The sequence below is a fragment of the Succiniclasticum ruminis DSM 9236 genome (assembly GCF_900112895.1).
GTDB lineage: Bacteria > Bacillota > Negativicutes > Acidaminococcales > Acidaminococcaceae > Succiniclasticum > Succiniclasticum ruminis.
The window spans coordinates 1-24789 of record NZ_FONL01000008.1 but is presented as its reverse complement, the minus strand read 5'-3'; the positions used below and the strand labels follow the sequence as shown (position 1 = coordinate 24789).

The 24789-nt window shown below is 51.0% G+C and carries 29 protein-coding genes; 1 reads left to right on the top strand and 28 read right to left on the bottom strand.

Annotated features, from left to right (window positions below; all coding sequences use genetic code 11):
- Positions 1 to 51: 51 nt before the first annotated feature.
- The 3 genes from BM159_RS06830 to BM159_RS06820 form a co-directional block, all read right to left on the bottom strand.
- Complete coding sequence (locus BM159_RS06830) at positions 52 to 306, bottom strand: DUF2624 family protein (protein ID WP_093913505.1); 255 nt, start codon at positions 304 to 306, stop codon at positions 52 to 54.
- A gap of 106 nt (positions 307 to 412) precedes the next feature.
- Positions 413 to 2023 carry a radical SAM/SPASM domain-containing protein gene (locus BM159_RS06825; RefSeq protein WP_093913504.1) on the bottom strand — a complete coding sequence of 537 codons (1611 nt, stop codon included), beginning with the start codon at positions 2021 to 2023 and terminating at the stop codon, positions 413 to 415.
- A 107-nt stretch (positions 2024 to 2130) separates the two neighbouring features.
- On the bottom strand, positions 2131 to 3021 hold the full coding sequence (locus BM159_RS06820; protein WP_093913503.1) for a DUF7005 family protein: 891 nt from the start codon (positions 3019 to 3021) through the stop codon (positions 2131 to 2133).
- Positions 3022 to 3203: 182 nt separating this feature from the next.
- Here BM159_RS06820 and BM159_RS06815 point away from each other — a divergent pair, with 182 nt between their 5' ends.
- On the top strand, positions 3204 to 3470 hold the full coding sequence (locus BM159_RS06815) for a hypothetical protein (protein WP_093913502.1): 267 nt from the start codon (positions 3204 to 3206) through the stop codon (positions 3468 to 3470).
- Between the two features lie 69 nt (positions 3471 to 3539).
- On the opposite strand, the gene BM159_RS06810 is transcribed toward BM159_RS06815, so the two are convergent.
- The 25 genes from BM159_RS06810 to BM159_RS06690 all read right to left on the bottom strand — a co-directional run.
- Positions 3540 to 3758, bottom strand: a complete 219-nt coding sequence (locus BM159_RS06810; protein ID WP_093913501.1) for an RNA-binding S4 domain-containing protein — start codon at positions 3756 to 3758, stop codon at positions 3540 to 3542.
- 22 nt (positions 3759 to 3780) lie between these two features.
- The gene (locus BM159_RS06805; protein WP_245763669.1) at positions 3781 to 4680 is read right to left on the bottom strand and encodes an amidohydrolase family protein; all 900 of its coding nucleotides are present in this window, start codon (positions 4678 to 4680) and stop codon (positions 3781 to 3783) included.
- 31 nt (positions 4681 to 4711) lie between these two features.
- On the bottom strand, positions 4712 to 5113 hold the full coding sequence (locus BM159_RS06800; protein WP_093913500.1) for a hypothetical protein: 402 nt from the start codon (positions 5111 to 5113) through the stop codon (positions 4712 to 4714).
- Positions 5114 to 5216: 103 nt separating this feature from the next.
- Complete coding sequence (locus BM159_RS06795) at positions 5217 to 5657, bottom strand: hypothetical protein (protein ID WP_093913499.1); 441 nt, start codon at positions 5655 to 5657, stop codon at positions 5217 to 5219.
- 30 nt (positions 5658 to 5687) lie between these two features.
- The gene (locus tag BM159_RS06790) at positions 5688 to 6200 is read right to left on the bottom strand and encodes a nitroreductase family protein (protein WP_093913498.1); all 513 of its coding nucleotides are present in this window, start codon (positions 6198 to 6200) and stop codon (positions 5688 to 5690) included.
- A 152-nt stretch (positions 6201 to 6352) separates the two neighbouring features.
- A complete protein-coding gene (locus tag BM159_RS06785) occupies positions 6353 to 7870 on the bottom strand; it encodes a YifB family Mg chelatase-like AAA ATPase (RefSeq protein ID WP_093913497.1) in 1518 nt (505 codons plus the stop codon).
- A gap of 18 nt (positions 7871 to 7888) precedes the next feature.
- A complete protein-coding gene (locus tag BM159_RS06780) occupies positions 7889 to 8245 on the bottom strand; it encodes a YraN family protein (protein WP_245763668.1) in 357 nt (118 codons plus the stop codon).
- An 81-nt stretch (positions 8246 to 8326) separates the two neighbouring features.
- The gene (locus BM159_RS06775; protein ID WP_093913495.1) at positions 8327 to 9181 is read right to left on the bottom strand and encodes a ribonuclease HII; all 855 of its coding nucleotides are present in this window, start codon (positions 9179 to 9181) and stop codon (positions 8327 to 8329) included.
- A gap of 195 nt (positions 9182 to 9376) precedes the next feature.
- A complete protein-coding gene (ylqF, locus tag BM159_RS06770; protein WP_093913494.1) occupies positions 9377 to 10240 on the bottom strand; it encodes a ribosome biogenesis GTPase YlqF in 864 nt (287 codons plus the stop codon).
- 7 nt (positions 10241 to 10247) lie between these two features.
- Positions 10248 to 10799, bottom strand: a complete 552-nt coding sequence (gene lepB / locus BM159_RS06765) for a signal peptidase I (protein WP_093913493.1) — start codon at positions 10797 to 10799, stop codon at positions 10248 to 10250.
- Positions 10800 to 10885: 86 nt separating this feature from the next.
- Positions 10886 to 11227 carry a 50S ribosomal protein L19 gene (rplS, locus tag BM159_RS06760; protein ID WP_093730005.1) on the bottom strand — a complete coding sequence of 114 codons (342 nt, stop codon included), beginning with the start codon at positions 11225 to 11227 and terminating at the stop codon, positions 10886 to 10888.
- A 145-nt stretch (positions 11228 to 11372) separates the two neighbouring features.
- Complete coding sequence (gene trmD, locus BM159_RS06755; RefSeq protein ID WP_093913492.1) at positions 11373 to 12101, bottom strand: tRNA (guanosine(37)-N1)-methyltransferase TrmD; 729 nt, start codon at positions 12099 to 12101, stop codon at positions 11373 to 11375.
- A 52-nt stretch (positions 12102 to 12153) separates the two neighbouring features.
- Positions 12154 to 12672, bottom strand: a complete 519-nt coding sequence (gene rimM, locus BM159_RS06750; protein ID WP_245763667.1) for a ribosome maturation factor RimM — start codon at positions 12670 to 12672, stop codon at positions 12154 to 12156.
- Positions 12669 to 13079 carry a YlqD family protein gene (locus BM159_RS06745; RefSeq protein ID WP_093913490.1) on the bottom strand — a complete coding sequence of 137 codons (411 nt, stop codon included), beginning with the start codon at positions 13077 to 13079 and terminating at the stop codon, positions 12669 to 12671. Before BM159_RS06745 ends, rimM begins: the two co-directional genes overlap by 4 nt.
- Before the next feature lie 33 nt (positions 13080 to 13112).
- Positions 13113 to 13343 (bottom strand): KH domain-containing protein, encoded by a 231-nt coding sequence (locus tag BM159_RS06740; RefSeq protein ID WP_093913489.1) that lies wholly within the window; start codon positions 13341 to 13343, stop codon positions 13113 to 13115.
- Positions 13344 to 13362: 19 nt separating this feature from the next.
- On the bottom strand, positions 13363 to 13635 hold the full coding sequence (gene rpsP / locus BM159_RS06735) for a 30S ribosomal protein S16 (RefSeq protein WP_093913488.1): 273 nt from the start codon (positions 13633 to 13635) through the stop codon (positions 13363 to 13365).
- Positions 13636 to 13749: 114 nt separating this feature from the next.
- On the bottom strand, positions 13750 to 15099 hold the full coding sequence (gene ffh / locus BM159_RS06730; RefSeq protein ID WP_093913487.1) for a signal recognition particle protein: 1350 nt from the start codon (positions 15097 to 15099) through the stop codon (positions 13750 to 13752).
- A gap of 4 nt (positions 15100 to 15103) precedes the next feature.
- The gene (gene ylxM / locus BM159_RS06725) at positions 15104 to 15466 is read right to left on the bottom strand and encodes a YlxM family DNA-binding protein (RefSeq protein ID WP_093913486.1); all 363 of its coding nucleotides are present in this window, start codon (positions 15464 to 15466) and stop codon (positions 15104 to 15106) included.
- Positions 15467 to 15630: 164 nt separating this feature from the next.
- Complete coding sequence (locus BM159_RS06720; protein ID WP_093913485.1) at positions 15631 to 16104, bottom strand: hypothetical protein; 474 nt, start codon at positions 16102 to 16104, stop codon at positions 15631 to 15633.
- A 133-nt stretch (positions 16105 to 16237) separates the two neighbouring features.
- Entirely contained in the window at positions 16238 to 16933 is a 696-nt protein-coding gene (locus tag BM159_RS06715; RefSeq protein ID WP_093913484.1) for a DUF554 domain-containing protein, read from the bottom strand.
- Positions 16934 to 16964: 31 nt separating this feature from the next.
- A complete protein-coding gene (gene ftsY / locus BM159_RS06710) occupies positions 16965 to 17891 on the bottom strand; it encodes a signal recognition particle-docking protein FtsY (protein WP_093913483.1) in 927 nt (308 codons plus the stop codon).
- A 48-nt stretch (positions 17892 to 17939) separates the two neighbouring features.
- Positions 17940 to 21527, bottom strand: coding sequence for a chromosome segregation protein SMC (gene smc / locus BM159_RS06705; RefSeq protein WP_093913482.1), 3588 nt, complete (start codon positions 21525 to 21527; stop codon positions 17940 to 17942).
- Between the two features lie 23 nt (positions 21528 to 21550).
- On the bottom strand, positions 21551 to 22879 hold the full coding sequence (locus BM159_RS06700) for a DEAD/DEAH box helicase (RefSeq protein WP_093913481.1): 1329 nt from the start codon (positions 22877 to 22879) through the stop codon (positions 21551 to 21553).
- Between the two features lie 46 nt (positions 22880 to 22925).
- Positions 22926 to 23552, bottom strand: coding sequence for a DNA-3-methyladenine glycosylase family protein (locus BM159_RS06695; RefSeq protein WP_093913480.1), 627 nt, complete (start codon positions 23550 to 23552; stop codon positions 22926 to 22928).
- Between the two features lie 346 nt (positions 23553 to 23898).
- The coding region (locus BM159_RS06690) for an autotransporter outer membrane beta-barrel domain-containing protein (protein WP_143089407.1) at positions 23899 to 24789 on the bottom strand (891 nt) is incomplete at its 5' end.

The following is a 24789-nucleotide window of genomic DNA, read 5'->3' as shown; positions in this document are numbered from 1 at the left end:
TATTGATAGAAAAAACGCCTGCCGCGCAGGCAGGCGTAAGCAAACCATAACTCAGCAGTCTTTCAGAGTACCGCATTTGAAAGAGCAGCCATCAACCATGTAGCAGGTTTTGATGCCGCCGGCCACTTGTTTCAGCTCGTTTTCATCCAGTTCAAAGTCTGCCAGTTCCGCCATGTAGGCTTCGGCTTCTTCCTTTGTCAGTTCAATGCCACCGGTTTTGGCCAGAGCAATCAGTTCGTCGGCGCTCTTGCACTTCATGGCTGCCATGATCATTTCTTTTGTGATTTCTTTTCCGTTAATCGGCATGATGGCCCCTCCTAAAATAATATAAAAATACCAAAACAGCTTTTATTATATTGCGAAACTATTATATACGAAAAAAGCTAAAAAGTCCAACATTCTAACTGCATATTTAATTATTATCTCTGTCAGTCGCTGCAGGAAGAATGCCTGCGTCATTGATGAGATCGAACATAACCTTCTGGCTGGTGGTGGTCATAAGCGTTTCCCGCTCCGCCCCGGTGAACCGGGAAAGCGGACCCGCCAGCGAAACAGAAAGCTCGTCCTCGCCCGTTTCCTCCCACTTCTTGCCAATAATCCGGGGCGCCACATAGGCGAAGATTTCCTTTACCTCGCCGCAGTGTTCACTGAAATAGCTGCCGTGTTCCCGTTTTGCTTCCGGTGCGCAGCCGCCCCGGCAAATAAAGATATAAGGACATGTCTGACACGGTTTCATAAGGTCAGCAGTACGGGTACGCCATTTCGCCTTGCCAAAGTTGAAGAAGAAGCGGCCCGTCTTTACGTCCGTAAAGCCCACGGCCTGCTCTTCCATAGCCACCAGATCCCAGCATGGATAAATCAGCCCGTCAGGGCCGACACCGATCATCCCCTGTTCCGCGCCACAGTACGCCGGGGAAAAGCTTGGGTAATCTTCTTTCTTCATAGCGGCAATCAAACCCTGCAGGGGCATGGAATACTGACTTTGCCTCTCCATGGCATCAACAGGGGGAAAACCCGCCGCTAAAATGGCATCCAGCACCTGCTTCTCCGTAACCTTCGTCGGCGAGTTTTTATCTTCCGATACCGCCTTAAAATAATAGGAGAACAGTCCCTTTCGTTTGGGAACGGGTTTTCCGGCTTTGACTGCTTCCTGCCGTTCTCTCCCGACCTTCGCTCTTTCTTCCCGGCTGGTTTCATGCAGCCCACGGGCCGCCAGGTCGTCGATCAGTGCTTTGATACCGCCGATGTTATCCCCGTTCACGTTCACCCGCAGGCTGATGTCCACGCCGTGCTCAAGAGCCAGTGCCACGTTTTGCAGAATTCGGTCATAAGTAGGCACGCCGTCCCGGTGAAGGCGGCGCCGGTCATTCAGCCTGCCCACGCCGTCCACCGTAATCTGCAGCCTCTCAAACCCGAACTCTTCCAGCAGGCCGATGAAAGCATCCAGATCGTAGCCGTTGGTAATGGCGCTCAGTGACAGTCCCATGGCTTTCGCATGCTCGCAGATGTTCCGTACCGTAGCCATATTCTCCTTCAGCAGCGGTTCGCCGCCGTAAAGGGTGCAGTCTCCCACTTTGTAGCCCTGGTCTCGCTGTTTCTGGAGTGCGGTGAAGACCGCCTCCACCATTTCGGGCTTCATTTCATGACCCAGCCACTCCTGTCCCCTTGTCAGGCGGTGCCGTTCAAAGCAGTATGGGCAGCGGAAGTTGCAATCGTAAGTGGGCAGGATTACCGGTCCTCTGCCGCTGTGACCAATCAGTTTGTTCCAAATGCGACCGAGCAGCCGTGCGTCGGCCAGTTCCCCCGCCTCATCTTTCCGGGTGATATGACCGCGCTGGGCCAGCCGTTCCCGCATGACAAAAGGAATTGCCGCAAAATCTTCTTCGCGGATCTTTGCCGCAATCTCCGTGTCCACCACATCTATGGCGCCGTATAAACCGTTTATAAGCAGCGTTTTGCCTTCGATTTCCTTGTCATCCCTGCCAATCAGCGGCAAGATTATTTCATATGTACTGGTTCTCATGAAAATCCCCCTGCTTAAATCTTTACATATTATACGTGAATTTTACAAAAAAGGTACTACTGCCAAATATAAATAAACTCACAGCAGAAAAGTACCTTATGTCTGTTTTAATTCCGCCTGTTACCGGTCTTTTCCGCAATGCTTGTTCCGGAAAGCAAGGCAAGCAGTTCATATTTTACTTTTTTGTGTGACAGAATATCGCTAAAATCAGATAACGCGCCCTTTGTTGCAGGAGGTTCTGCTTTCCCGGCCAGGAAACGTGTTAATTCAGCTTCGATTAAATCAAGCACCATATCCACAGACCGGTACACTTTCTCCCTTTCCCATGGCAGTACACCCCGGCAATAAAAGGAAAGCCTCCCGGTGCAGCGGCCAGTACCCTTCCCGAGCCCGAAAAATAACCTCTGCCGCTCCGCACTAAAATTACCAAATGCCACAATCTGACCTATCGCATCCGCAACAATTTCGTCAAGGGCGTGATTCTGCATATCCCCAAACAGCCGCAGCGTTTCATAATGGACGCATTCATGAGCAAGCCGCAGTCGGAAAGAACGTTCCAGCCACAACTCTTCTTCCAGACCAAGCTGTTGGGACGGAACATTGCTGTAAGGTGCTCGTCCCAGAAGAATCACACGATGGCCACTGATTTTATCCGCCCGGGCCGGCAAAGTAAAAGCGTTTACCGTAACCGGTATACCAGATAAAACATCCCGGCCGTTCAGCATCGCTTCCACGCTCAGGAAATCCCCGTGATTCCCTGTGACAATAACCGGAAGAGGACCTCCCAGGGTTTCTTTTAGAAAAATGCGAAGTGCGTCTTTATCTTTTAAAGGAAATACCCTATTACTACTGCCGGAAATTTCCACCAGAAAATCCAACGCCTCTTTTCCTGCCGCCTCTTTCCAGCTTTCAACAAACGTTTCCGCAGGCAAAGGGAGAGCCGGCGGAATTTCCGGTATTGAATAGCAGTGGGACAGGTATTCTTCAACTGTTTTCATTCTTCACCTTTTCTTTCCCTGATACCCTTGTGAAAATCCACTCCTCAATGGGTAACCTGAAAATCATGCTGCTGAGAACTTGCTCATACTCTGCTATGACAAATAAAAGTACCTTTTATGTCATAGTTTTGAGCGATTTTTACGTTATAGTATTACCAACAAAAATAAAGGAGGTTGATATTATGAAGAAAATACTGGGAGGATTATTGGCCGTTACCGTTCTGACCGGCATCATGGGGTTGCACAGCGCTGAAGCTGCCCCTCATCTTAAAAATCCGCCACCTCATATGATCAGAATTGAACATCACCAACCGGTTCACAGGTTCAGCCGTCATCATGGCTATGTTCTTGTAAGGGTACACAAGTGGCTTGACCATCGCGGCCACAGACACATGGACAGAATATGGCGCGACCGACACGGCCACCGGCACCTGGAACACGTTTTCTAAATCAACAATCAGCTAATCTGAAGTTAAACCTTGGATTAGCTGTTTTTTTGTTGTGCTTAAGATACTGCATTAACCGGTTACATGAATCGCGTATTCATGATTCAGAACCACAGTGCTTCCCGGTCTTACCTTTTTGCGTTTTTCTTTTAAAACGACTCCGTCCATGGTCACATGCCCCTGCTCTATCTCATAAGAAGCCTGACCGCCACTTTCCACAACGCCAGCCAGTTTCAACAGCGAAACAGCCGGAATATATTCTGTGTCAATTTCTATTGTTATTTTTTTCATATTATTTTCCTCACACCAACCATCAACTACCTGTCACAGTCTTTATTATTTTAATCCTGCTGTACACCCGGAGCGCATTATCATAATAAAACTCGCCCCAGTGTTCTTCCGGAACAATCTTGCCCAGGTTGCGGATATTATCCGGGATATTGACAAGGGGCCAGTCACTTCCGTACATGATCTTGTCCCATATTCCGTGATAAGTCAGCCACATGCGTACATACTTCTGAAAGTCCTCAATTTCACGCTCTCTCTCCGGCGTCAGCCGGTGTTCCCACAAACCGGAAAAATCCATGAAAACGTTCTCATTTTTACTCGCCACTTCAAAAGCATCCACAATCCATGGATTACCCATGTGACAAATAACAAAACGTACATCCGGGTGCCGGCAAGCCGCTTCGTCTACCGTCAGCGGATGGGAATAACGCAGCCTGCCGTGGTGATTTGCGGTTTCCCCACTGTGCATGGCCACGGGCACATCGTAGGATTTCGCCAGTTCAAACAGCGGTTCATGACGCGGGTCATACAGGTGTACGTTCTGGTAACCCATATAAAACTTTATGCCCAGGCAATGGGGGTCACGTTGCAAATAATACTCAAACTCCATAGCGGTCCTTTCGGCGTTGCCCGGGGTTATCTCTTCGCTTTGCACCCCCAGGCAGTATCCCACGTTGTCAGGCTGATTATAAGGCTGTACGCAAAAAGGTTCCCCCCCAAGGTTTATAAGCCGGGGCGTAACTCCTCCAAATCGGCAGGGCGCATCGTAACTGTTCCCCATGGCGACAGAAAAAGCGATATGGTTTGTTTCGCAAATATCCTGCCAGCCCCGGCGGGAATTTTCATGGTCCGCCAGCCTGGCAAGTTCGTCAAAACCCTCAACATTGAAATAATGCATATGCGCGTCAATAATCATTTCTATCATGCTTTCTACAGCCTGCCTGTTCTTCTGTTTTCTAGTTGTTGCTTCCCGAAATGAAGCACAAGGTATACTCCCCATATTCGCAGAACATCATATCAAAAACAAAGAAGAAGGGAGCAAGTCCGTCGGGGCCTTCCAATTCCTCCTTCAGCTTTGTATCATCGTCAAAGACTGTCACACGAAGCGGTAAACCAAACAGGCTTTTCGTCTTTTCAGCAATAGCCTCCCATCGGTACTCACCGCTTACGTTTTTTAATGTTTCCTCAAAACCTTCTTCTGCCGGAACCAGTTTTGCCTTTCTGTTTTTAATTTCATAGAAATCATAGAACTCTTTCAAGTAGTCTTTTTCATACAGCGGTTTGATGCCTACCTCGTTCTGCATCGCAAGGTCATTGAGCCGTTTCAGGTTCGCTTCCCATTCCTTATCAGTAATCATAGTGGAATCTCTCCTCTGATATGTAAGCAAAGCAACAGTGAATAAACGGAAAAATGATGCCCCATTGAAATTACCGGTTTACACGATCGTTTATCGAAATTGCTCAGTATAAAGGCGGCGAAATTTTCTCCGGTCTTAATCCGGTGTGGGGATCCACATAATATTCCAGGGTAGTATCACGATTACCCATACAAATTCTGTTGATGATTTCGTCCACATTGTCTTTATTTTCCACAACCAGTACAACCGGATTTTTTACGCCGTAATCCAGCCGGATTTTAAAAACCGGAAGCCCGATACCGCAGCCGCCTCCCCGTATACGGATAGCGGAAGGTTGACTGCGGATACTTTTTATCTGTGAAAACGGCAGGTAGCGCCCTTCAAAATAAACAGCTTTTTCTGAAAAATCATAGCCTTCAATTATAACGGAACTTTCACGATCCTTTTTTACGTCATCAATCTCGCTTCCCGCGACAACACATTTCCATGTATGACCGCTATCAATTGCATCAAAGAATTTCTTAAGTCCAGACAACGTAATCATGATACTTCATCCTTATTAAATGCAAGGTTTTTACATAAAACTCACAGTCTGGTCCAGGCGTTTCCGGTCCGTATGTTTGGGAAGCGGACCAATGCCTTCCGCTGCGTATCCCAGATCCATCAGCATCAGGATTTCTTCGTTCTCCGGCAAACCGAGCGTTTCCGCCAGTTTTTCCGGATCAAAAAAATTCAGCCAGCAGCTGTCCACTCCTTCATTAGCAGCAGCAAGAATCATATGCGTCGCTACAATCGTTGCGTCTTCTGCACCGGAATTACATTTGCCACCCGGATAGGTGAACACATTGTTCTTATCATAAGCGACGACAAGTACTGTCGGCGCGCCATACCGGCACGGCGTTGCCGTGTCAATTCTGGCAAGAACCTCATCGGACTGAATCACATAGATACGCTGCTCCTGTAGATTTTTTGCGGTCGGAGCCAGCCTCCCCGCTTCCAGAATTGCTTTCAGCTTATCACTTTCCACCTGCCTGCCGTTGAATTTTTTGCAGGAATAACGGTTTTTAACTACTTCCTTAAATTCCATTTTTAACGCTCCTGTACAATATAACATTACGATTTCATTAACCTGGACTTTATAGTATTATACCAAAAAAAGAGGTGACCTTGCCAGCCACCTCTGATTTAATTCTTCATTTACAGAAAACATCTTATGAAAAGCCCTTTAAGACATACCATTCACTGATTCACCTGTGTCCGTAGCTGAATGGCTTCCGCAATATGTGACGGAAAAATGATGTCGCTTGTTTCTAAGTCCGCAATAGTGCGGGCTACTTTCAGGATCCGGTCATAACTGCGGGCGCTGAGCCCCAGCTTGCAGAAGGCGTTTTCCATCAACGTATTGCAAGCCGCATCCAGTTTACAGAACCGTTCCACCTGCCGGTGATTCATGCCGGCATTGCAGTAAACACCATATCGTTTTAGCCGCTTCAGTTGAATATTGCGGGCCGCGCAGACACGCTCACGAATCTGCGCTGATGTTTCTTCCGCTTCCGTTGCGTGCAGATCTTCATATTTTACCCTTGGCACGTACACCTGCAGGTCAATACGATCGGAAATAGGTCCGGAAATCTTACGTTGATAGCGCTCAATATCAGCGGGACGACAGATGCATTCGTGAACCGGATCCCCGGCGAATCCACAATAACAGGGATTCTGCGCACAACACAGAAGGAATGAAGCGGGAAAAATATAAGAGCCATGCACCCGGTTAATTGTTACAATGTGATCTTCCAGCGGCTGGCGCAACACCTCAAGCACCGCCTTGGAAAATTCAGGGAACTCGTCCAGAAACAGAACACCGTTATGACTCAGCGTCACTTCCCCCGGAACAGGAACCGAGCCGCCGCCAATCAGCGCGCTTAAGGTAATCGTGTGGTGGGGACTGCGGAACGGCCGTTGGTTTATCAAGTTCGATTTGTTATTCAGCAGACCCGCAATACTGTAGATTTTCGTAACCTCCAGCACCTCTTCTTTGGTCATTGGCGGCAAAATAGTAGGCAGTCTGCGGGCCAGCATGGTCTTTCCGCTGCCGGGAGAACCTGTCAGCAGGATATTATGGCCGCCTGCCGCCGCAATTTCCAATGCCCGCTTTACCACCCTCTGCCCGTGAACATCGGAAAAATCAATGTCGACATTCTCCGGTTCTGAAAGTTCCAATTCCTTATGTTGCAACAATTCCAGACAGGGACACAGCAAATGGGTCACCAGCTGCTTTAAATGTACCGGCGTGTAAATTGCGATACCATCTATCAGCCGCCCTTCTTCCCCGTTTCCCTGAGGAATGAAAACCTCAGGCATATGCTGACGACGGGCGTCCAACACCATGGGAAGCACCCCGTTTACTTCTCTGATTGCTCCCTCAAGGGAAAGTTCCCCGATAAACACCTTGTCTTGAACTTTATCCTGAGGCAGCACTCCGAGAGAGACCAGAATTCCAACTGCGATAGGAAGGTCCAGCCCGCTGCCGTCCTTTCGCAAATTGGCCGGTGCCAGATTCACCGTAATCCGGTTCTGCGGGAAAGGAAATCCTGAATTCTTCAGCGCTGTCCGTACCCGCTCCCTGGATTCGCGAATCGCCATATCCGGCAGGCCTACGATTTCAAAAGCAGGCAGACCCCGTTCAATGTCCACCTCCACCACCACGCCAGCGCCGTTTAATCCAGCCGGCGTCTCACCTGACACTCTTGCGTACAAATACCATCACACTCCTTTTCAAAAACAACGTTGCAACCATCGGATTTTAGCTGCTTTCCCCACAACCCAAACTTCAATGACATCAAAACACAAATCAGAATAATACTGTTCCTGCTCCTGTAGCCAAATCAGCGCGGTTTTGCGTAACTTCTGCTGTTTCGTACAGGTGACCGCGGCACCGGGAGTACCATAGCCCGTTCCGGTCCTGGTTTTCACTTCCACAAAATGCACGCTGGCTCCCCGCTGTGCCTGCGCAACATTGCTTATTTTCTGAAGTGCATCATCATAATTCACTTCACTCTCAAAATATTCCGGATCGGATTTTATCGCAATCAAATCCAACTCTCCCCAGCGACTGCGATAATTCCGCTCCACAACCTGCAGTCCTTTACGTTCCAGAAACTCTGCGGCAATCTCTTCGCCCCGACTGCCAATTTCCTTTTTGCTTAAAATAATTCACGCCTCCAAATCTTCCAGCAACTCTTGCAATCCTGCGTCTTCCCTTCCGTTTTCCGGTTCGAACAGGTAATTATCCCGGGCTTCCACCGGTGGAAGGTTCATGCTTCGGACAGGTTCGTAACTGCGGCGATGGATTTTCGTGGCGCCGAACTTCCGGATTGCGTCCATATGCAGCTGACTGCCGTACCCTTTATTCTGTGCCAGCCCGTACTGGGGATAAACCTGATCCAGTTTCTGCATGAGGCGGTCACGGGTTACCTTTGCCACAACAGAAGCCGCAGCAATAGAGGCGCTCAGAGCATCGCCGTGGATGATGGGAACGGTCTCAACACCTTCCACGTGAGGGTGCATGGCATCCACCAGCGCCACCTGGGGGCGCACCCGCAACTGACGCAAAATCTGTTCCATGCCTTCCTGGGTTGCGTGGTAAATATTCTCCTTGTCAATATTGGATATGCTGACAACATTGACCAGCACGGCAACCGCTTTCTCCAGAATCTCCGGATACAGTGCCTCCCGCTTTGCTTCGCTCAACTTTTTGCTGTCGTTCAAGCCGGCGATAAACACATCTTCCGGCAAAATGACCCCCGCAATGACCAGCGGACCTGCCAGCGGGCCCCGGCCTGCTTCATCCACGCCGGCAATATATTGAATGCCGGGTAATGCCATGTATTCTTTTTCATAGTTCAGCATGTTGGCAAAACGCTGGCGTTCCATCTTTTCTTTTTCCCGTTTTTTATCGTACGCCGCCAGCAGTTTCTGTACACCGCTGCGTTCGTCCTTTTTCAATTCAACCAGTTGCTCTTCTGTCGGGGTACCAGCTAATATTGTTTTGATTTCTGCTAATTTCATTTGTATATCCTCCCCGGATGAAACTCATGTACGTTACTCCATCCTACTATTTTTTCAGGTAAGAATAATTATCTTTTTAAATTGTACCGCCTGCCCTGCCTTTTTGGCAACCTCATTTCCGCTAATAAAAAAGCCGGCTCTAAGCCGGCAGTTTTAATTTGGTTTTTGCAGATTATTCTCTGCTACCTGTAACGTTTATATCGGTTCGTCCAAGGTGAAGCGCCCCATCTTCGCGGTTTTAAATTCATAAAGGACCATCTGCTCCACTTTGTTCATATCCAGAACTCCGCCGGCTTTCACACAACCCCGGGCGGCGCCGATTTTTTCCATAACGGTTTCCGCTGTATCTTCCGGTTCCAGTGTGATATGGTAAAACATAGCCAGCTGCTGCGGATATTTTTTCAGCATTTCCTGAAGCAACAGGACCAGCGCGTCCCTGCGGTCATAGATGTCATCTTTTACCGCTCCGGTCAGAGCCAGATGCAGTCCTGTTTCCGGATCCTCAAACTTAGGCCACAACACCCCGGGGGTGTCCAGCAACTGCAATCCCCTGGCGATGTTCACCCACTGCTTTTGTTTCGTCACACCGGGACGGTCGGAAGCGATGGCTTTCACCTGCCCCGCCAGCCGGTTGATCAGTGTGGATTTCCCCACATTGGGCACACCCACGATCATGAGCCGGACGTCACGGTTCTTTACGCCTTTTTTCAGCCATTTCTCCGTAATGGGTCTTGCGGCTTCCTTTACCAGACTGATCATCTGCTTGACACCTTTGCCTGTATGACAGTCAATGGAACAGACCGGTACGCCCCCCTGTTTCAGTTTCAGCAGCCAGGCTTCTGTCTTGACCGGGTCGGCCATATCCATTTTGTTCAGCGCAATGACACGGGGCTTGTTCCCTGCCATCTGCCGCAGCATGGGGTTAATGCTGGAACCGGGAATACGGGCATCCAGCAACTCCACAACCACGTCCACCAGGCGTAACTGCCCCTCCATCATCCGCCGGGCTTTGGTCATATGCCCCGGGAACCATTGAATCTTAAAATCCTTTACATCCATAACGACCTCACGGCAGTTTACGGAACCTTTCAAAAGGCCAGAACACAACAGCAGCCTTGCCTTTTACCAGACGCAGCGGCACAAAGTCCACATCCGCGAAGCGGCTGTCTTCCGAATTGTTGCGGTTATCGCCCAGCACGAAAATGTGATCCTTGGGCACCAGGCTCTTGCGGTAATTGGAATGGTTCAGCCCTTTCGGGTCTTCCTTCCAGGTGTAGGGCTCGTCGATTTTCTTCCCGTTAATCAGCACGGCACCGTCACGCATTTCCACCGTGTCACCGCCTACCGCGATGACACGTTTGATAAAATCGCGGCTCTCGTCTTTCGGATAACGGAACACGACGATTTCATTACGTTTCGGATCATCCAGGAAATAGCCGAATTTGTTTACGATCAGCCTTTCCTGGTTGAACAGCGTCGGATACATGGAAGTGCCTTCCACTTTATAAGGTTCAAAAATAAAAGTTCGGATACAAAAGGCCAGCGCTACCGCGACGATGATAGACACGAGCCAGTCATTCAGCGAATCCTGAAAGGATCCTCCGGATTTATCGCTCATACAGTTTACCCCTCTCACTATGCAAATCTGTATCTTCAGGCTAACAAAAAAGAGGACTGCCTTTGCAGCCCCCTTTATGCACCAGATTAGCGGCGTTCACGGATACGAGCAGCTTTACCGGTAAGGTTACGCAGATAGTACAGTTTCGCTCTGCGAACAACACCCTTGCGCGCTACTACGATCTTCTCCAGACGCGGGCTGTGTACCGGGAACGTTCTTTCTACGCCTACACCGTAGGAGATACGGCGGACGGTGAACATTTCGCGGACACCGGAACCACTCCGGGAAATTACAACGCCTTCAAATAACTGTACGCGTTCACGTGTACCTTCAACAACCTTAACATAAACTTTAACGGTGTCGCCGGCACGGAACTCGGGGATATCAGAACGTAACTGTTCTTTATCCAGTGCTTCAATGATGTTCATGTTTTCCTCCTAAATCATAGACGTTCATGCGACTTACGAATGCTGCACAGCGGACCGTCCGTTTTACACGTGTAGTATTTTACCACACAAGTAATTACGTTGCAAGCTTTTTTTATAAAACTTACAACTATTTCTTACAATAAAATTATACTTCGTCCTTAATTTCTTCCAGCAGTTTCTTATCCTGCTTATCCAATTCTTCCGGCAGCATGTCCGGACGCAGCAGATAAGTAACCTTCAACGCCTGTTTCCGCCGCCACCGGGCAATCAGTTTATGATTACCGCTGCGCAGCACTTCCGGCACTTCCATGCCTTCAAACACCACCGGGCGGGTGTACTGGGGATATTCCAGCAACCCGCTGGAAAAGGAATCCTCTTCCGCGCTGGCCAGCTTGCCCAGCACGCCGGGCACAAACCGGCTTACCGCGTCCATAATCATCAGGGCGGGCAGTTCGCCCCCTGTCAGGACGAAATCGCCGATGCTAATCTTCAAATCCACCCAATGATAGATGCGTTCGTCAAAGCCTTCATAATGCCCACAGAGAAAAATCAGGCCTTTTTCGTTTTTCGCCCACTCTTCCGCCAGTAACTGTTTAAAAGTACATCCTCCCGGGCTCATGGCAATGACAGGGGCTCCCGGTGCTTTGGCCCTGGCAACCCTGATGGCTTCTACCACGGGCTCTGGTTTCAGCACCATGCCCACGCCACCTCCAAAAGGTGCGTCGTCCACCGAATGATGCCGGTTCAGTGAAAAATCCCGCGGGTTGACGCATTCCATCTGAAGGATGCCCGTATCCATGGCGCGCTTCAGCATGCTGTGGTCTGCCGCGGCTTCAATCTGTTCCGGGAACAGGGTGACAAAGATAAATTTCATCGTATCTCTTCCTCATTGCTGCTGCCCCGCGCGGGCATTTCACAAAGAACATTCAGCGTATTTCTTCCTCGTCCCATTCCGGCAGGCGGACAACAATTCGTCGGTTTTGCAGGTCAATTTCCCGGATGTTTTCGGGAATGTTGACTACCAGGATATCCCTGCCTTCCGGAGGCTGGATCACATACACATCCTTACTGCCGGTTTGCAGCACATCCTTGAATATGCCGATCTGCTTGCCCTCTTCATCCACTACCGGCAGACCGATCAGGTCGCCCACATAGTAACGCCCTTCAGGAAGTTCCGGCATGTCTTCCCGGTACACGGAAACCTTCTGGCCCCGCAGTTTTTCCGCCTCCTCTATGGAGGTAATCTCTTTCACGGTAACCAGCATGATGTTTTTATGGGGCCGGGCCTTTACAATCTGCAGCCGCCGTTCATTGGGCAGCAGCAGATAGTCCATGTCCAGGAACAGCTGCGTGTTGGATGTTAACGGCATAATACGTAAATCGCCCCGCACACCGTGCGGAGCGACTATCTGGCCTAATACAACTTTTTGCATTGCGTTTCTCACATACGGAAAGCGATGATCTTCCCGTCTTCCGTTAAAATTTCCGCACCCATCAGTGCCTGCAGGTTGTCGCCGATTTTGACTTCAACCATGCGTTCCATCGGGGTTCCATATCCGATTTCCGCGCCAAGCTGCAGATTGTTCGCCTGCTTTAGCTGTTCTTCCGCTTCCGCTTTCGCATCGGTGCGTTTTTTGCGTTCCACTTCAATCTGCTCGCGCAGACGGGGAGCTGCGGAAAGATCGTTGGCAGCCTGATTCATTACCTGTTTCGCCTGGAAATCAAACTGATTCAGGTCTGCTTCCATTTGTTTTATCGTGTTTTGGAGATCTCCAATTATTTTCAGTTTCAAATCTTCTGTAACTTTTGCCTTAATTGCAACGGGAACACGAATCCACATAGAATCTGCCATAATTTACCACCTTTACGTACCAGTTATAAATCTTTACTCAACGATCTCTACGATAACTTTCACATTCTCACGGGTTGCAACCGCCTTCATAACGGAGCGGATCGCTTTCGCTATGCGGCCCTGTTTGCCAATTACCTTACCCATATCATCAGGGGCAACATGGAGGCGGAGTACAGTTGTTGTACCGGTCGTTTCCTCCTCCACTGTCACTGCCGACGGATTGCTAACCAGAGATTTGGCCATAACTTCTACCAATTCCTTCATGCAAATCACGCCCCCTTAATTACTTCGCGTTTTTAGCTTCCGCAAATTTCTTCATGATGCCCTGTTTGCTGAACAGGTTCTTCACGGTATCGGTCGGCTGTGCGCCATTGCCCAGCCATTCCAGAGCTTTTTCCTCGTCAATCTTTACATTTGCAGGAGTCGCAACGGGATCGTAATAGCCGATGCTTTCGATGAACTTGCCGTCACGCGGGGAACGCGCGTCAGCTACAACTACACGGTAGAACGGAACTTTCTTAGCGCCCATACGTTTTAAACGAATCTTTACTGCCATTTCAGTTTCACCTCCTTATCATGGGATTCATACTTCTGACTAATTACCTGGTATAATGGAAGACCGTTCCTATCAGCCTTCCCTCAGGCTTCGGAACCGTACAGCTCCTTTTGCCTATTTATGCATAAAGGGAAGCATTTTGCCACCCTTTGAAGCAAACTTGGCCATGCCCTGCATCTTCTTCATCAGCTTCTTGCTGTCGTCGAAGTTCTTCAGCAGGCGGTTCACATCCTGAACCTTCATGCCGCTGCCGGCAGCAATACGCTTGCGGCGGCTGCCGTTGATAATCTCCGGTTTCTGCCGTTCCTTCGGTGTCATGGAGCGGATAATCGCTTCTACTCTGGCGAATTCTTTTTCATCCACGTTGGCTTCCTTCAGCTTCTGGCTGATGCCGCCCATGCCGGGAATCATACCCAGGATAGTATCCAGGGAACCTAGCTTCTTGATCTGCTGCATTTGCTCCAGGAACTGCTCAAGGGTAAACTCGTCTTTCTTGATCTTCTTTTCCGCCTCCAGCACTTTGGCCAGGTCGGTGGTATCTTTGATCTTATCGATCAGGGACAGGATATCGCCCATACCCAGGATACGGGAAGCCATACGGTCCGGATAAAACGGTTCCAGCGCGTCCAGCTTTTCACCCATACCTACGAATTTTACCGGACAACCGGTCACTTCCCGTACGGAAAGCACCGCGCCGCCCCGGGCGTCGCCGTCCAGCTTGGTTACCACCAGGCCCGTCAGGCCCAGGTCTTTATTAAAGGTATCCGCCACGGTCACGGCGTCCTGGCCGGTCATGGCATCCACTGTCAGCAGAATCTCATGGGGATTTACCGTCGCTTTGATATCCTGCAGTTCTTCCATCAGCTTCTCATCGATGTGCAGACGGCCGGCGGTATCGATAATAATCGTATCGCAGGCCAAATGGGCCGCTTTGTCCAGCGACTGCCGGGCAATTTCCACCGGTGAAATTTCGTTCCCCAGGGAAAACACCGGTACCCCAACCTGTTCGCCCAGCACCTGCAGCTGGGTGATAGCAGCCGGTCGATATACGTCAGCGGCCACCAGCAACGGGCTTTTCTTTTTCTTCTTCAGATTGTAGGCCAGCTTACCCACCGTAGTGGTTTTACCGGTGCCCTGCAGACCAACCAGCATGATAATGGTGGGAGGCTTATCCGCCACCGTCAGTTTGGCCTGGGTTCCACCCAAAAGCGCAGTCAGCTCTTCGTCAACGATTTTGATGATCTGCTGGCTGGGGCTCAGGTTCTGTTGAATTTCCGCGCCTAAGGCGCGCTCTTTGATTTTTGCGACAAAATTTTTCGCGACTTTGAAATTTACGTCAGCCTCCAACAGCGCCATGCGTACCTGGCGCAGCGGTTCCTTCAGGTCTTCTTCGGTTATTTCTTTCGTGCCGCGGAACATCTTGATCGCGTTCTGCAACCGCTCGGACAAGCTCTCAAAAGCCATTCAGTTACCTGCTTTCATCGTTCAATTCTTCCAGGATTTCCCTCAAGCGGGAAAACTCTGTATCTTTACGTTTTTTTGCCTCGCTGTCCAGAATCGCCGCCGCTTCTTCGGTCAGCCTTCTGGTATTCTCCATGCGCTGTAAAAAACCCAACATCGTTTCGTAATGCTCCAGCGTCTGTTCCACGCGCCTCAGCAAATCGTGGATTGCCTGCCGGGACACCTGCATCTCTTCGGCGACTTCTGCCAGGGAATAATCTTCACAGAAGTACAGCTCCAGGCACTGCCGTTGCTTTTCCGTCAGCAGGGCACCGTAGATTTCATACAGGCTGCCGAAACGGATCCGGTCATCAAACGCATTTGCTGCCATTCTGTCAACCTCATTCCCTTTTACTCAACATGAGCATTATACACGGACAAAGAAAAGCTGTCAAGTATTTTTGCTTGACAGCTTTAAAAAATAATTTCGTCACAGTAATTATTGTTGCTGCGTTATCGTGATACCTTCACCAAAACATACTGTGTTCTGACAGATCAGTCAAATTTAACGCCTTTTACATCTGGATTTTTCGTGGTCGTCAGCGTATGGCTGCTGGGAAGAACAACATTCCGCAGGAGAATCGGCTCAAACCCGACCTTGAAAATTACAATGTTGCAGCCCTGCTTGGGATACTCAACTTCCACAATGCCCTTATCGCTGGTCATGCCGCCCATACTGCTTTTATTGATGACATGGCATTTCCCGTCTTCCAGGCGATATTCAATGCCTGGTCCGATATAAGCACTTGCATATTGAAGCGGTGCGCCATCACAAGTTACAGTAATAGTTGCTTTCCCTCCTTGTTTCACCGGTGCGGCAGGATTTACTTTTCCGGCAGAAGGTTTTTCGGTTTTCGCAGTTGGTTTTCCTTTTAGTACGTTGCCAATATTAAAACCCGCGTCTGCGGACATTGGCAGAGATATCGCCATGGCACAGAGAACAGCAGCCAGCACAGACAGTTTTTTCATACTTTTCATCTCCTTTTCCGTTAAAGTAATTCACTTCTAGCGGGTAACATTTACCCAGTGGCAGGAAGAAATCTCCCTACAATTACAAACATATTATATCATCCAGTGCTATTCCTGTACAGAAAAAACGATACTAAAGCCCCAGCGCCTGCATCAGCTTCAGCGCTAATGGAACAACCAGCAGACCCGGCAGGTAGTTCAGCACTTTCAATTTGGTAAGTTCCAGCATGTTCAGGCCGATGGCCAGAATCATCAGACTGCCGGTGCAAATCAGTTCCTTTATCAGCGTTTCGGATAAATAGGGCGCGATGTATTCTGCCAACAGGACGATACCGCCCTGGAAGACCAGCGTAAAAAGTGCGGAGCCCATTACACCCACGCCCATGGCCGCCGCCATGGGGATGCCGGAAATCAGATCCAGCAGCGACTTGGTATACAGCATACTGAAATTACCCCGCAACCCCGCGTCCAGAGATCCCACGATGGTCATGGCTCCAACATTCATAATCAGGCAGGAGGTCACAAAAGCCTGGGCAATCTTCGCCCCTTCGCCTTTCCCTGTAAAGCGGGATGTCAGGCTTTCCGCAGCCCGGTTTATTCGCCCGTCCACATCCAGCCATTCACCGATGACGATACCGATAATAGTTGATAAAATCAAAACCAGGATATTCTCTTCCTCAATCATCCCCTGAATGCCGATAACGATCGTGCAAAGGCCAAGGCCTTTCATCATGGCATCGGAAATGGATTCGGGCAATCCTTTGCGAAGCAGGAGCCCGACGGAGGCGCCGATGAGTATGGTAATAGTATTTACAATAACCGCAAACATAAAACTGTTGTCCCCTCAATGCGTCGCATTTCTACTCCTCCGGTTCGTCCGTGGCAAACAGCGCGTCGACAAACTTATCCGGTTCAAAGGGCCGGAAGTCCATGATTCCTTCCCCGATACCGATCCATTTTACCGGCAGGCCCAGTTCTTCGCGGATGGCCACAACCACGCCGCCTTTAGCAGTCCCGTCCAGCTTGGTCAGCACAATGCCTGTAATCTTGGTAGTTTCCGTGAACACCTTGGCCTGCGTAATGGCATTCTGTCCGGTTGTAGCGTCCAACACCAGGAACACTTCGTGAGGTGCTTCCGGAATCTCACGTTTGATTATTCGGTCAATTTTACCCAGCTCGTTCATCAGGTTCACCTTGTTTTGCAAGCGCCCTGCCGTATCAATGAACAGCACGTCAATGCCGCGAGCCTTGGCCGCTTTCAGTGCGTCAAATACCACCGCAGCCGGATCTGCCCCCTCTCCATGGGCAATCACATCGCACTGGGCCCGCTCGCCCCAGATTTTCAGTTGGGCAGAGGCCGCGGCACGGAAGGTATCCCCCGCCGCCATCATCACTTTGTAATTAAACAGACGGAAGTAGTTGGACAGCTTGCCGATGGTGGTTGTCTTACCCACGCCGTTGACACCTACCACCAGAATTACAGTGGGACGCGCGCCGATACGGGTCCGCACTCCGTCGTCCTTCAGCATGGCTGCAATCTGTTTTTTCAAGAACGGAAGCACGTCCTCCGTACCTTTGATTTCTTTTTTCTTAGCAGCCTGACGCACGTTCTCAATCAGTTTTTCCGTAGTCTTCACGCCTACGTCGGCCGTTAGCAGAATCATCTCCAGTTCTTCCAGAAAATCCTCATCCACTTTGGCAGACATGCCCACCAGTTCCGAAATCCGGTCGGTAAAGTTCTGACGCGTCTTGGTCAGCCCCGATTTCAGTTTCTCAAAAAAGCCCATGGCTCTTCTTCCTTTCTATACGTAAAATATATACTTATAAAAATAGTACTATACACTATCCTTAATCAGTTTATCACTCATCTTCACGGAAATAATTTTGGACACACCGGATTCCTCCATGGTTACCCCGTACATGACATTAGCTGCTTCCATGGTTCCTTTCCGGTGGGTAATGACGATAAACTGGGTTTGCATGGCGTAGCCTTCCAGGAACTTGGAGAAGCGCCCTATATTCGCATCGTCCAGCGGTGCGTCAATCTCATCCAGAATACAGAATGGCGACGGATGGTAACTCAACAGCGCAAACAGCAGCGCGATGACCGTCAGCGCCCTTTCCCCGCCGGAAAGGAGAAACAGGCTCTGGAGTTTCTTCCCCGGAGGCTGGGCTTCAATATCAATGCCGGACTCCAGAATGTTTTCCGGGTCCGAAAGTTTCAGCACCGCGGTGCCGCCGCCAAAGAGCTGCACATAGGTATTCTGGAAAAAGCCGTTGATCTTGCCGAAGGCTTCCTTAAACCGTTTCGTCATACCCGAATTGATTTCCGCTATAACAGACTGGAGCTTGTCCCTTGCCTCGCAGAGATCGTTGTACTGCTTCTGCAAAAACTCATAGCGTTCGCTGACCGCTTTGTACTCTTCAATGGCACCGGGATTCACCGGTCCCAGTTCTTCAATCTGCCGTTGCAGGGAAACCTGCATCCGGCGCAGAGCCGTCTCACTCTTGTCCTCCAGCACACCTTCCGCTTTCGCCTCTTCTTTGGCTTCCGCCAGGTTCACCTTGTATTCAGAGGTCAGCTGCTCCAGCGCGTTCTGGTAATCGCTTTCCAGCTTTGCGTTATCGATCTCGTTCTGATGCACTTTGCTTTCCGCTTTCGCCAGTTCGCCCCGCAGGTTTTTCAGTTTTTCTCCGGCAGCCCCCTGCTTCTGGATCAGCTCCAGCCGCTGCTCCGAAAAATCGTGCTGACCGGTGAGGATATCCTGCAGCTCGTGCATCAGGGTTTTCGTCTGTTCCGCCAGTTCAGTCTTCTTTGTTTTGCTGGCTTCAACTACGCCCGCCAGTCTTTCACTTTCTTCCTCGTTAACGTTAAAATCGCCCTGCAACCGTCCCAAATCACTGTCCAACTGCTGCATACGTTCGTTTTTCAGCTGCCGCTGGGTGTTGGCGGTTTCCGACTGAACCCGTGCATCCTGCAACCGTAACGCCAGCGTTTCCAACGCGCTCTTGTCGGACGATATCTTTTTCTGCAACGCGTCCAGCGTATTCTTCGCTTCTTCGTTGGCCGCTTCCATTTCCTGCAGGGGTTTCTGTTTCTCCGCCAGCAGTTTCCGTACCGAAAGGTACTCATTGCCCAGCTGGCTGCGGGTATCCATGGCCAGCTCCAGCGCCTCATTCTCCCGTTTCAGTTCATCGGAAAGGCGTTGCTCTTCCGCTTTCATTTCCGTCAGGCGGATATTTTTCTGCTGCACGGTATCCCGTAATACGGAGAGCCGTTTTTCCCGCTCTGCCAGTTCGTCTTCCAGAACTTCTTTTTCTTCCTGGATAGACAACAGGTTTTTATTGAATTTCCGTAACGCCGCTTCCTGTGCTTTCACATCCCGTTCCCGGGTCAGATAACCGGACTCTTTCTTCTGGCGGCTGCCGCCGGTGAGGGAACCGCCCGTGTTCACCACGTCACCGTCCAGCGTTACCACCCGGAGCCGGAAGTTGCTCTTTTTTGCCGCGGCCAGGGCATGATCCATGGTTTCCGCCACCAGCACCCTGCCCACGAGGAACCGGACAGCCGGTTTCACTTTTTCCTCACATTGCAGCAGGTCCGCCGCAAATCCCCGGATCCCCGGCAGTTTTACCAGGGCTTTCTCGTCCGACTTCAACACCGGTTCTTTTATGGTATCCAGGGGCAGGAACGTCGCCCTGCCTTCTTTATGCTCCTTCAGATAGCGGATGGCACGTTTCGCCGCCTCCGCCGACTGAATCACAATGTTCTGGGCCCCGGCGCCCAGGGCCGTTTCCACAGCGGTCACATATTCTGGTTCCACAGAGATCAGCGCCGCGGCTGGCCCGATTAAGTCCTCATGCCAGTCCTCCCGGCTCTGCATGACTGCTTTTACACCGAAGCCAAAGCCTTCCAGGGACTGCTGCATCTCACGCAACAGGTGCAGACGGGATTCTGCTGCTGCAATCTGCGTCTGGCATTCATTGTATTTACGTTCTATCGTCTGGAACAGTTCCCGGCGTTCCGCCGCTGTGCCTGCCAGTTCGTTTCCTTCTTTTATGTAGCGGGACACATCCTGTTCCAGCTCACCCTTGCGGGAAATCAGATTCCGCTGTTCTTCTGTTAATTCCGCGACCCGCTGTTCCGCAGCGTCCACGTCGTCCTTCAACCGGTTGCGGCGGTTCATGCGCTGTTCCTGCTCCGTTTCCAGCTGGCGGATCTCATTGCGCAATTCTACCATCTTGCGCATATCTTCAAAATTGCTGTCTGTCAGTTCCTGAATCTTTGCCTCGTTATCCTTCTGGGCCTGCAGGCGTTCCTGCTGCTGTTGTTCCAGATCCGTTACCAGTGCGGCAGCCTCGTCCCGTTTGGCTTCCAGTACGTCAAACTCTTTGGCCAGCGTTTCCATCTGGGCCGTCCATTGGCCGATCTGCTCCTGCAATTTTCCATTGCGTTTTGCAATATTCCCCTGCTGCCGGATACTCTGCTCAATGCGTTCATCCAGCACGGCGTCTTCACCCTTGATGGCTTCCAGGGCCTTTTCCTTTTCCGTGATGCCCGCCTGGATATGGGATACCTGATCGTTTAACGCGTCCAGTTCCTGCTGCAGTCCGGTCAGAAACGCTTCCTGTCCGCTCACTTCCGTGCTTTTTTCCAGAAAGACGCGGTTACAGTCCTCCTGCTCATGCTGGAGTTTGGCCCGGGCCTGTTCAATGGTTTCCACCCGCTGCACGAACTGGGTCAGCTTGCAGATTCGCAGCTTTCCGTTCAGCTCGTTGAAGCGCGTGGTCCGCTCCGACTCAATGCGCAAGGGCTCCACCCGGCTTTCCACTTCGCTTTTAATGTCGTTGATGCGGGTCAGGTTGTTGGCCGTATCATCCAGACGGCGCGTGGCTTCCTTCTTCCGCATGCGGAACCGGGCAATTCCTGCCGCCTCTTCAAAGATGGAGCGACGGTCCTCCGGCCGGCTGTTCAGTATCTCGTCGATTTTATTCTGCCCGATGAGGAACATGGCACCCTTTCCCATGCCCGTATCCGCCAGCAGATCCAGTATATCTTTTAATCTGCAGTTTTTCTTGTTGATAGCATAATCGCTGTCGCCGGAACGATACAGACGGCGGGTAATGCTCACCTCGTCAAAATCCAGCGGCAGCATATGGTCCCGGTTGTCGAAGACCAGCGTCACTTCTGCCACGCCCAAGGGACGGCGCCTGCTGGTACCCGAAAAGATAATATCTTCCATTTTGCTGCCACGGAGATATTTGGCGCTCTGTTCGCCCAACACCCAGCGCACCGCATCGGATATATTACTTTTTCCCGAACCGTTGGGTCCCACCACAGCGGTGATGCCCGCGCCGAATTCCAGGGCGGTGCGTTCCGCGAAAGATTTGAACCCGAAGGCTGTTACTGATTTTAAAAACAAAACGAATCACCTGTATACTGATATTATTTACGTTTCGCCGCTTTTTTTGCCTTTTCTTTCAGTGCCATGGAGGCTTCCCGGGCTGCCTGGCGGCTGATTTGCCGGCGGTTGGAACCGGTCTTCGGAGCATGGCGCTTGTCCGCTACGGAATTACGGCCACGAGATTTCGGGGCTTCCTTTTTCTGTTCCGCTTCCCGCCGCCGGGCCGTCGCGATACGGGTGCGGCGAACAATCTTCCGTCCGTTCACCGTCTGCTTTTCCAGCGTCACGCCCAGTTTTTTCTCTACATTATGAAGCCAGCGCAGCTCCTCCGGCGTGTACAGCGTAATGGCGATGCCGTCTTTGCCGGCCCGACCGGTACGGCCCACCCGGTGTACATACCAGTCCGCATCATGGGGCACATCGTAGTTGATGACATGGGTCACGCCTTCTACGTCCAGTCCCCGGGCTGCAATGTCACTGGCCGCCAGAATCTGAATTTTGGCGTCACGGAACTCTTTCATCACCGTTTTACGCTTTGCCGCACTCATATCACCTGTCAGCACGCCCACATTATAACCATGCCCACTCAAAAAAGCGTCTACTTCTTTCGCCCTCTCCTTGCTGATGCAGAACACCAGCATCAGATAAGGATTCAGTCGGTCGATGAGGTGCATCAGTGTCTCCGGCTTTTTTTCCTCCGTTGTACGGATGCAGATCTGCTGAATGGCTTTCACCACCGCCTCTTCCGGATCGATGTCAATGATCTGGCAGTTGGTGGTCAGTTTGCGCCCCAGTTTATTGATTTCTTCCGAAACCGTAGCGGAACACAGCATGGTCTGCCGTTCCGGCCCGGTCATGGCAATCAGCTCCAGCGCGTCATCCATAAATCCCTGAGCCAGCATCTCGTCAACTTCGTCCAGCACCAGGAATTTTACTCCGCCCAGATCCGTATTTCCTTTTTCAATATGGTCCAACAGGCGCCCCGGGGTACCGATCAGCACCTGGGCCTTGCCCGCCAGTTTGTTTTTCTGGGTTTCGAAATCACGGCCTCCGGTCACCGCCAATGTTGCGATCCCCAGCCCGTCAAGCACCTGCTTCATCACTTCGTTGACCTGCTGGGCTAGTTCCCGGGTCGGCGTAATCACCAGCGCCTGCACGTATTTCCTGCCCGGTTCGATCTTCTGGGCCAGCGGAATCAGAAATGCCAACGTCTTGCCCGTCCCTGTCTGGGCCCGGGCCAGCACGTCCCGTCCCTTCAGCAACGCAGGTATCGCCTGCCGTTGCACCGGCATAGGTGTTTTGATTCCCATTTTCTGCAAATTTTCCCTCACCTGGGAAAGCACGTTAACCTGTTCAAAAAAATCTATCATCAACATTCTCCTTTTTCTTTCTTCTTCTCTCTTAGCAACTTCCGTCTCAGCGTTTCCGGGTGTCCGCGCTGTGCTGCCATAAATACCAGACTGCCAGGCTCCGCCAGGGACGCCAGCCTTCCATCAGTTTGTTCAGCTGTCCCCGTTTGGGAACATCTTTCAGGCTAAACAATTGCTGCATTTCCTTTTTCAGGAGGAAATCATCTCCAGGCAGCACATCCGGCCGGCACAGGGAAAGCAGTAAAAACATTTCCACCGTCCACTGCCCCAAGCCGCGTACCGTTTTCAGCAGCTTAACAATCTGTGCGTCTGGCATATCCGCAAAAGCAGCAAAATCAATGGTACGGTCCAACACCAACCGGGCGAATTCCTTCATGTACGTTATCTTGATTGCCGAGAGGCCGCAGGTGGCAACGGTCTCGTCCGTAAGGGCCAGCAGCTTCTCCGGCATCACCGGGTTCCCCGCCAGATGCCGCAGCTGTTCCATGATCTTCGCGCTGGACTCCGGGGGCAGCTGTTGGGCCGCGATACCCGTCAGCAGCACCTCAAAATACCGCTCCATTCCATCCGGTTCCAGCGTACAGTGACCATATTTATTTATGAAAGGAAGCAACTCCGGCGCCTTATCCCGTAAATACGCCTCGCCGGCCAACCAGTCCGTGGTCTTTTGCATCGTCCTGCCCTCCCAAACAAATTAAACGCAAACTATCCCATGTTAATTGTTTAATTATATCATAAGTAATAAGGCGCATTCAACCAAAAACGAAAATTACAACTTTACGAAAAGCAAAGATTCTGAAACCGCACAAACAAGCCGGGAAACCGTTGTATCGGTTTCCCGGCTTGTTGCTTGGAGCTTTAGCACCAAGAAAAGACAGCCGCGGAAATTCCGCGGCTGTCCGACAAAAAGCAGATGTTACGGTCTGTTGTCTTCATTTCTGTTGACTGACATAACAGCTCGTTTTTCTCAAAAATTAACTGCCGTTTATACACTAATAATTAAACAAGCAATCATCCATTTACCACATTCTCTTCACCGTAACGCTGCAGGACCAGTCTTTGTCGTGACTGCCCCGCACAAAGCCGGCATCGCCGCCGATGCTCCAGCCTTTGCCAAGTTCCGTCTCACCGCCGATGGATAAAACAAAGTGAGTTCTGTCCTGCACGTTGCGCATATCGTAGCTGTTCGCCTGATCACCCATATAACTGTATCGCAGCCTCGGTTCCGCGCCGGCAAAGGCGTGACGGATGCCGGCCCGGACGGCATAATTCCCTCCGGTCAGGTACCGTTTGAACTCTACCCCGGCTCCTGCGCCGAAATAATCGTTGTGCTTGCTCTCCACGACCTGGTTGAATACACCGGCACCCGTTTCGCTGTAACCGTTCTGCCACAGCCTGGACAACTGTATGTTCACATAAGGCCGCACATGCCAGGGTACATCCTTCCGCGCCTGCAGGTCGTACAGATACTCGCCGCCCAGTTCCAGAATGCGGCTGTGATAATCCGCACCGGCAGTCATGCCCATAACGCCCCTGTGCAGTTTGTTGCGCATCCAGCCATAATTCAGGAACACCAGACCTTCCCGTCCGGCTTTGTTGTAACCGGCGTACAGGCCAATGCGTGTGTCTTTCAGCTCGTTGCCTGCCGTATTGTCCGCAAAACCCGTTTTACTGTAACCGGCATACGCACCGGCCCGCCAGTTGGGAGCAACAGCCTTGTCCCAGCCCAGCAACGTAGTGGAGCTGTGGTAATCGGCGCCGTCTTTCAAATCGCCCCAGTTCTTGCCAAACTTCAGCCAGATATCATTCTCCGCCGGTTCCAACAGTTTCAGGGAAACTTCCGGGCCCCCGCCGCTGCCTCCGTCTAACTTAGCCTCCGGCAGTTTTACCTTCACCGGTTCCGGTATAAA

Bases quoted from the DNA above. Each gene is read 5' to 3' on its own strand.
- BM159_RS06715 (WP_093913484.1), bottom strand. From the start codon at position 16,933: ATGTTTGCGGTTATTGTAAATACTATTACCATACTCATCGGCGCCTCC.
- BM159_RS06805 (WP_245763669.1), bottom strand. From the start codon at position 4,680: ATGATAGAAATGATTATTGACGCGCATATGCATTATTTCAATGTTGAG.
- BM159_RS06700 (WP_093913481.1), bottom strand. From the start codon at position 22,879: ATGATAGATTTTTTTGAACAGGTTAACGTGCTTTCCCAGGTGAGGGAA.
- trmD (WP_093913492.1), bottom strand. From the start codon at position 12,101: ATGAAATTTATCTTTGTCACCCTGTTCCCGGAACAGATTGAAGCCGCG.
- lepB (WP_093913493.1), bottom strand. From the start codon at position 10,799: ATGAGCGATAAATCCGGAGGATCCTTTCAGGATTCGCTGAATGACTGG.
- ylxM (WP_093913486.1), bottom strand. From the start codon at position 15,466: ATGGCAGCAAATGCGTTTGATGACCGGATCCGTTTCGGCAGCCTGTAT.
- BM159_RS06820 (WP_093913503.1), bottom strand. From the start codon at position 3,021: ATGAAAACAGTTGAAGAATACCTGTCCCACTGCTATTCAATACCGGAA.
- ffh (WP_093913487.1), bottom strand. From the start codon at position 15,099: ATGGCTTTTGAGAGCTTGTCCGAGCGGTTGCAGAACGCGATCAAGATG.
- BM159_RS06695 (WP_093913480.1), bottom strand. From the start codon at position 23,552: ATGCAAAAGACCACGGACTGGTTGGCCGGCGAGGCGTATTTACGGGAT.
- BM159_RS06825 (WP_093913504.1), bottom strand. From the start codon at position 2,023: ATGAGAACCAGTACATATGAAATAATCTTGCCGCTGATTGGCAGGGAT.
- BM159_RS06745 (WP_093913490.1), bottom strand. From the start codon at position 13,079: ATGGCAGATTCTATGTGGATTCGTGTTCCCGTTGCAATTAAGGCAAAA.
- rpsP (WP_093913488.1), bottom strand. From the start codon at position 13,635: ATGGCAGTAAAGATTCGTTTAAAACGTATGGGCGCTAAGAAAGTTCCG.
- ylqF (WP_093913494.1), bottom strand. From the start codon at position 10,240: ATGGATGTAAAGGATTTTAAGATTCAATGGTTCCCGGGGCATATGACC.
- BM159_RS06815 (WP_093913502.1), top strand. From the start codon at position 3,204: ATGAAGAAAATACTGGGAGGATTATTGGCCGTTACCGTTCTGACCGGC.
- rplS (WP_093730005.1), bottom strand. From the start codon at position 11,227: ATGAACATCATTGAAGCACTGGATAAAGAACAGTTACGTTCTGATATC.
- BM159_RS06830 (WP_093913505.1), bottom strand. From the start codon at position 306: ATGCCGATTAACGGAAAAGAAATCACAAAAGAAATGATCATGGCAGCC.
- BM159_RS06790 (WP_093913498.1), bottom strand. From the start codon at position 6,200: ATGGAATTTAAGGAAGTAGTTAAAAACCGTTATTCCTGCAAAAAATTC.
- BM159_RS06795 (WP_093913499.1), bottom strand. From the start codon at position 5,657: ATGATTACGTTGTCTGGACTTAAGAAATTCTTTGATGCAATTGATAGC.
- BM159_RS06800 (WP_093913500.1), bottom strand. From the start codon at position 5,113: ATGATTACTGATAAGGAATGGGAAGCGAACCTGAAACGGCTCAATGAC.
- BM159_RS06810 (WP_093913501.1), bottom strand. From the start codon at position 3,758: ATGAAAAAAATAACAATAGAAATTGACACAGAATATATTCCGGCTGTT.
- BM159_RS06740 (WP_093913489.1), bottom strand. From the start codon at position 13,343: ATGAAGGAATTGGTAGAAGTTATGGCCAAATCTCTGGTTAGCAATCCG.
- BM159_RS06720 (WP_093913485.1), bottom strand. From the start codon at position 16,104: ATGAAAAAACTGTCTGTGCTGGCTGCTGTTCTCTGTGCCATGGCGATA.
- BM159_RS06775 (WP_093913495.1), bottom strand. From the start codon at position 9,181: ATGAAATTAGCAGAAATCAAAACAATATTAGCTGGTACCCCGACAGAA.
- ftsY (WP_093913483.1), bottom strand. From the start codon at position 17,891: ATGGGCTTTTTTGAGAAACTGAAATCGGGGCTGACCAAGACGCGTCAG.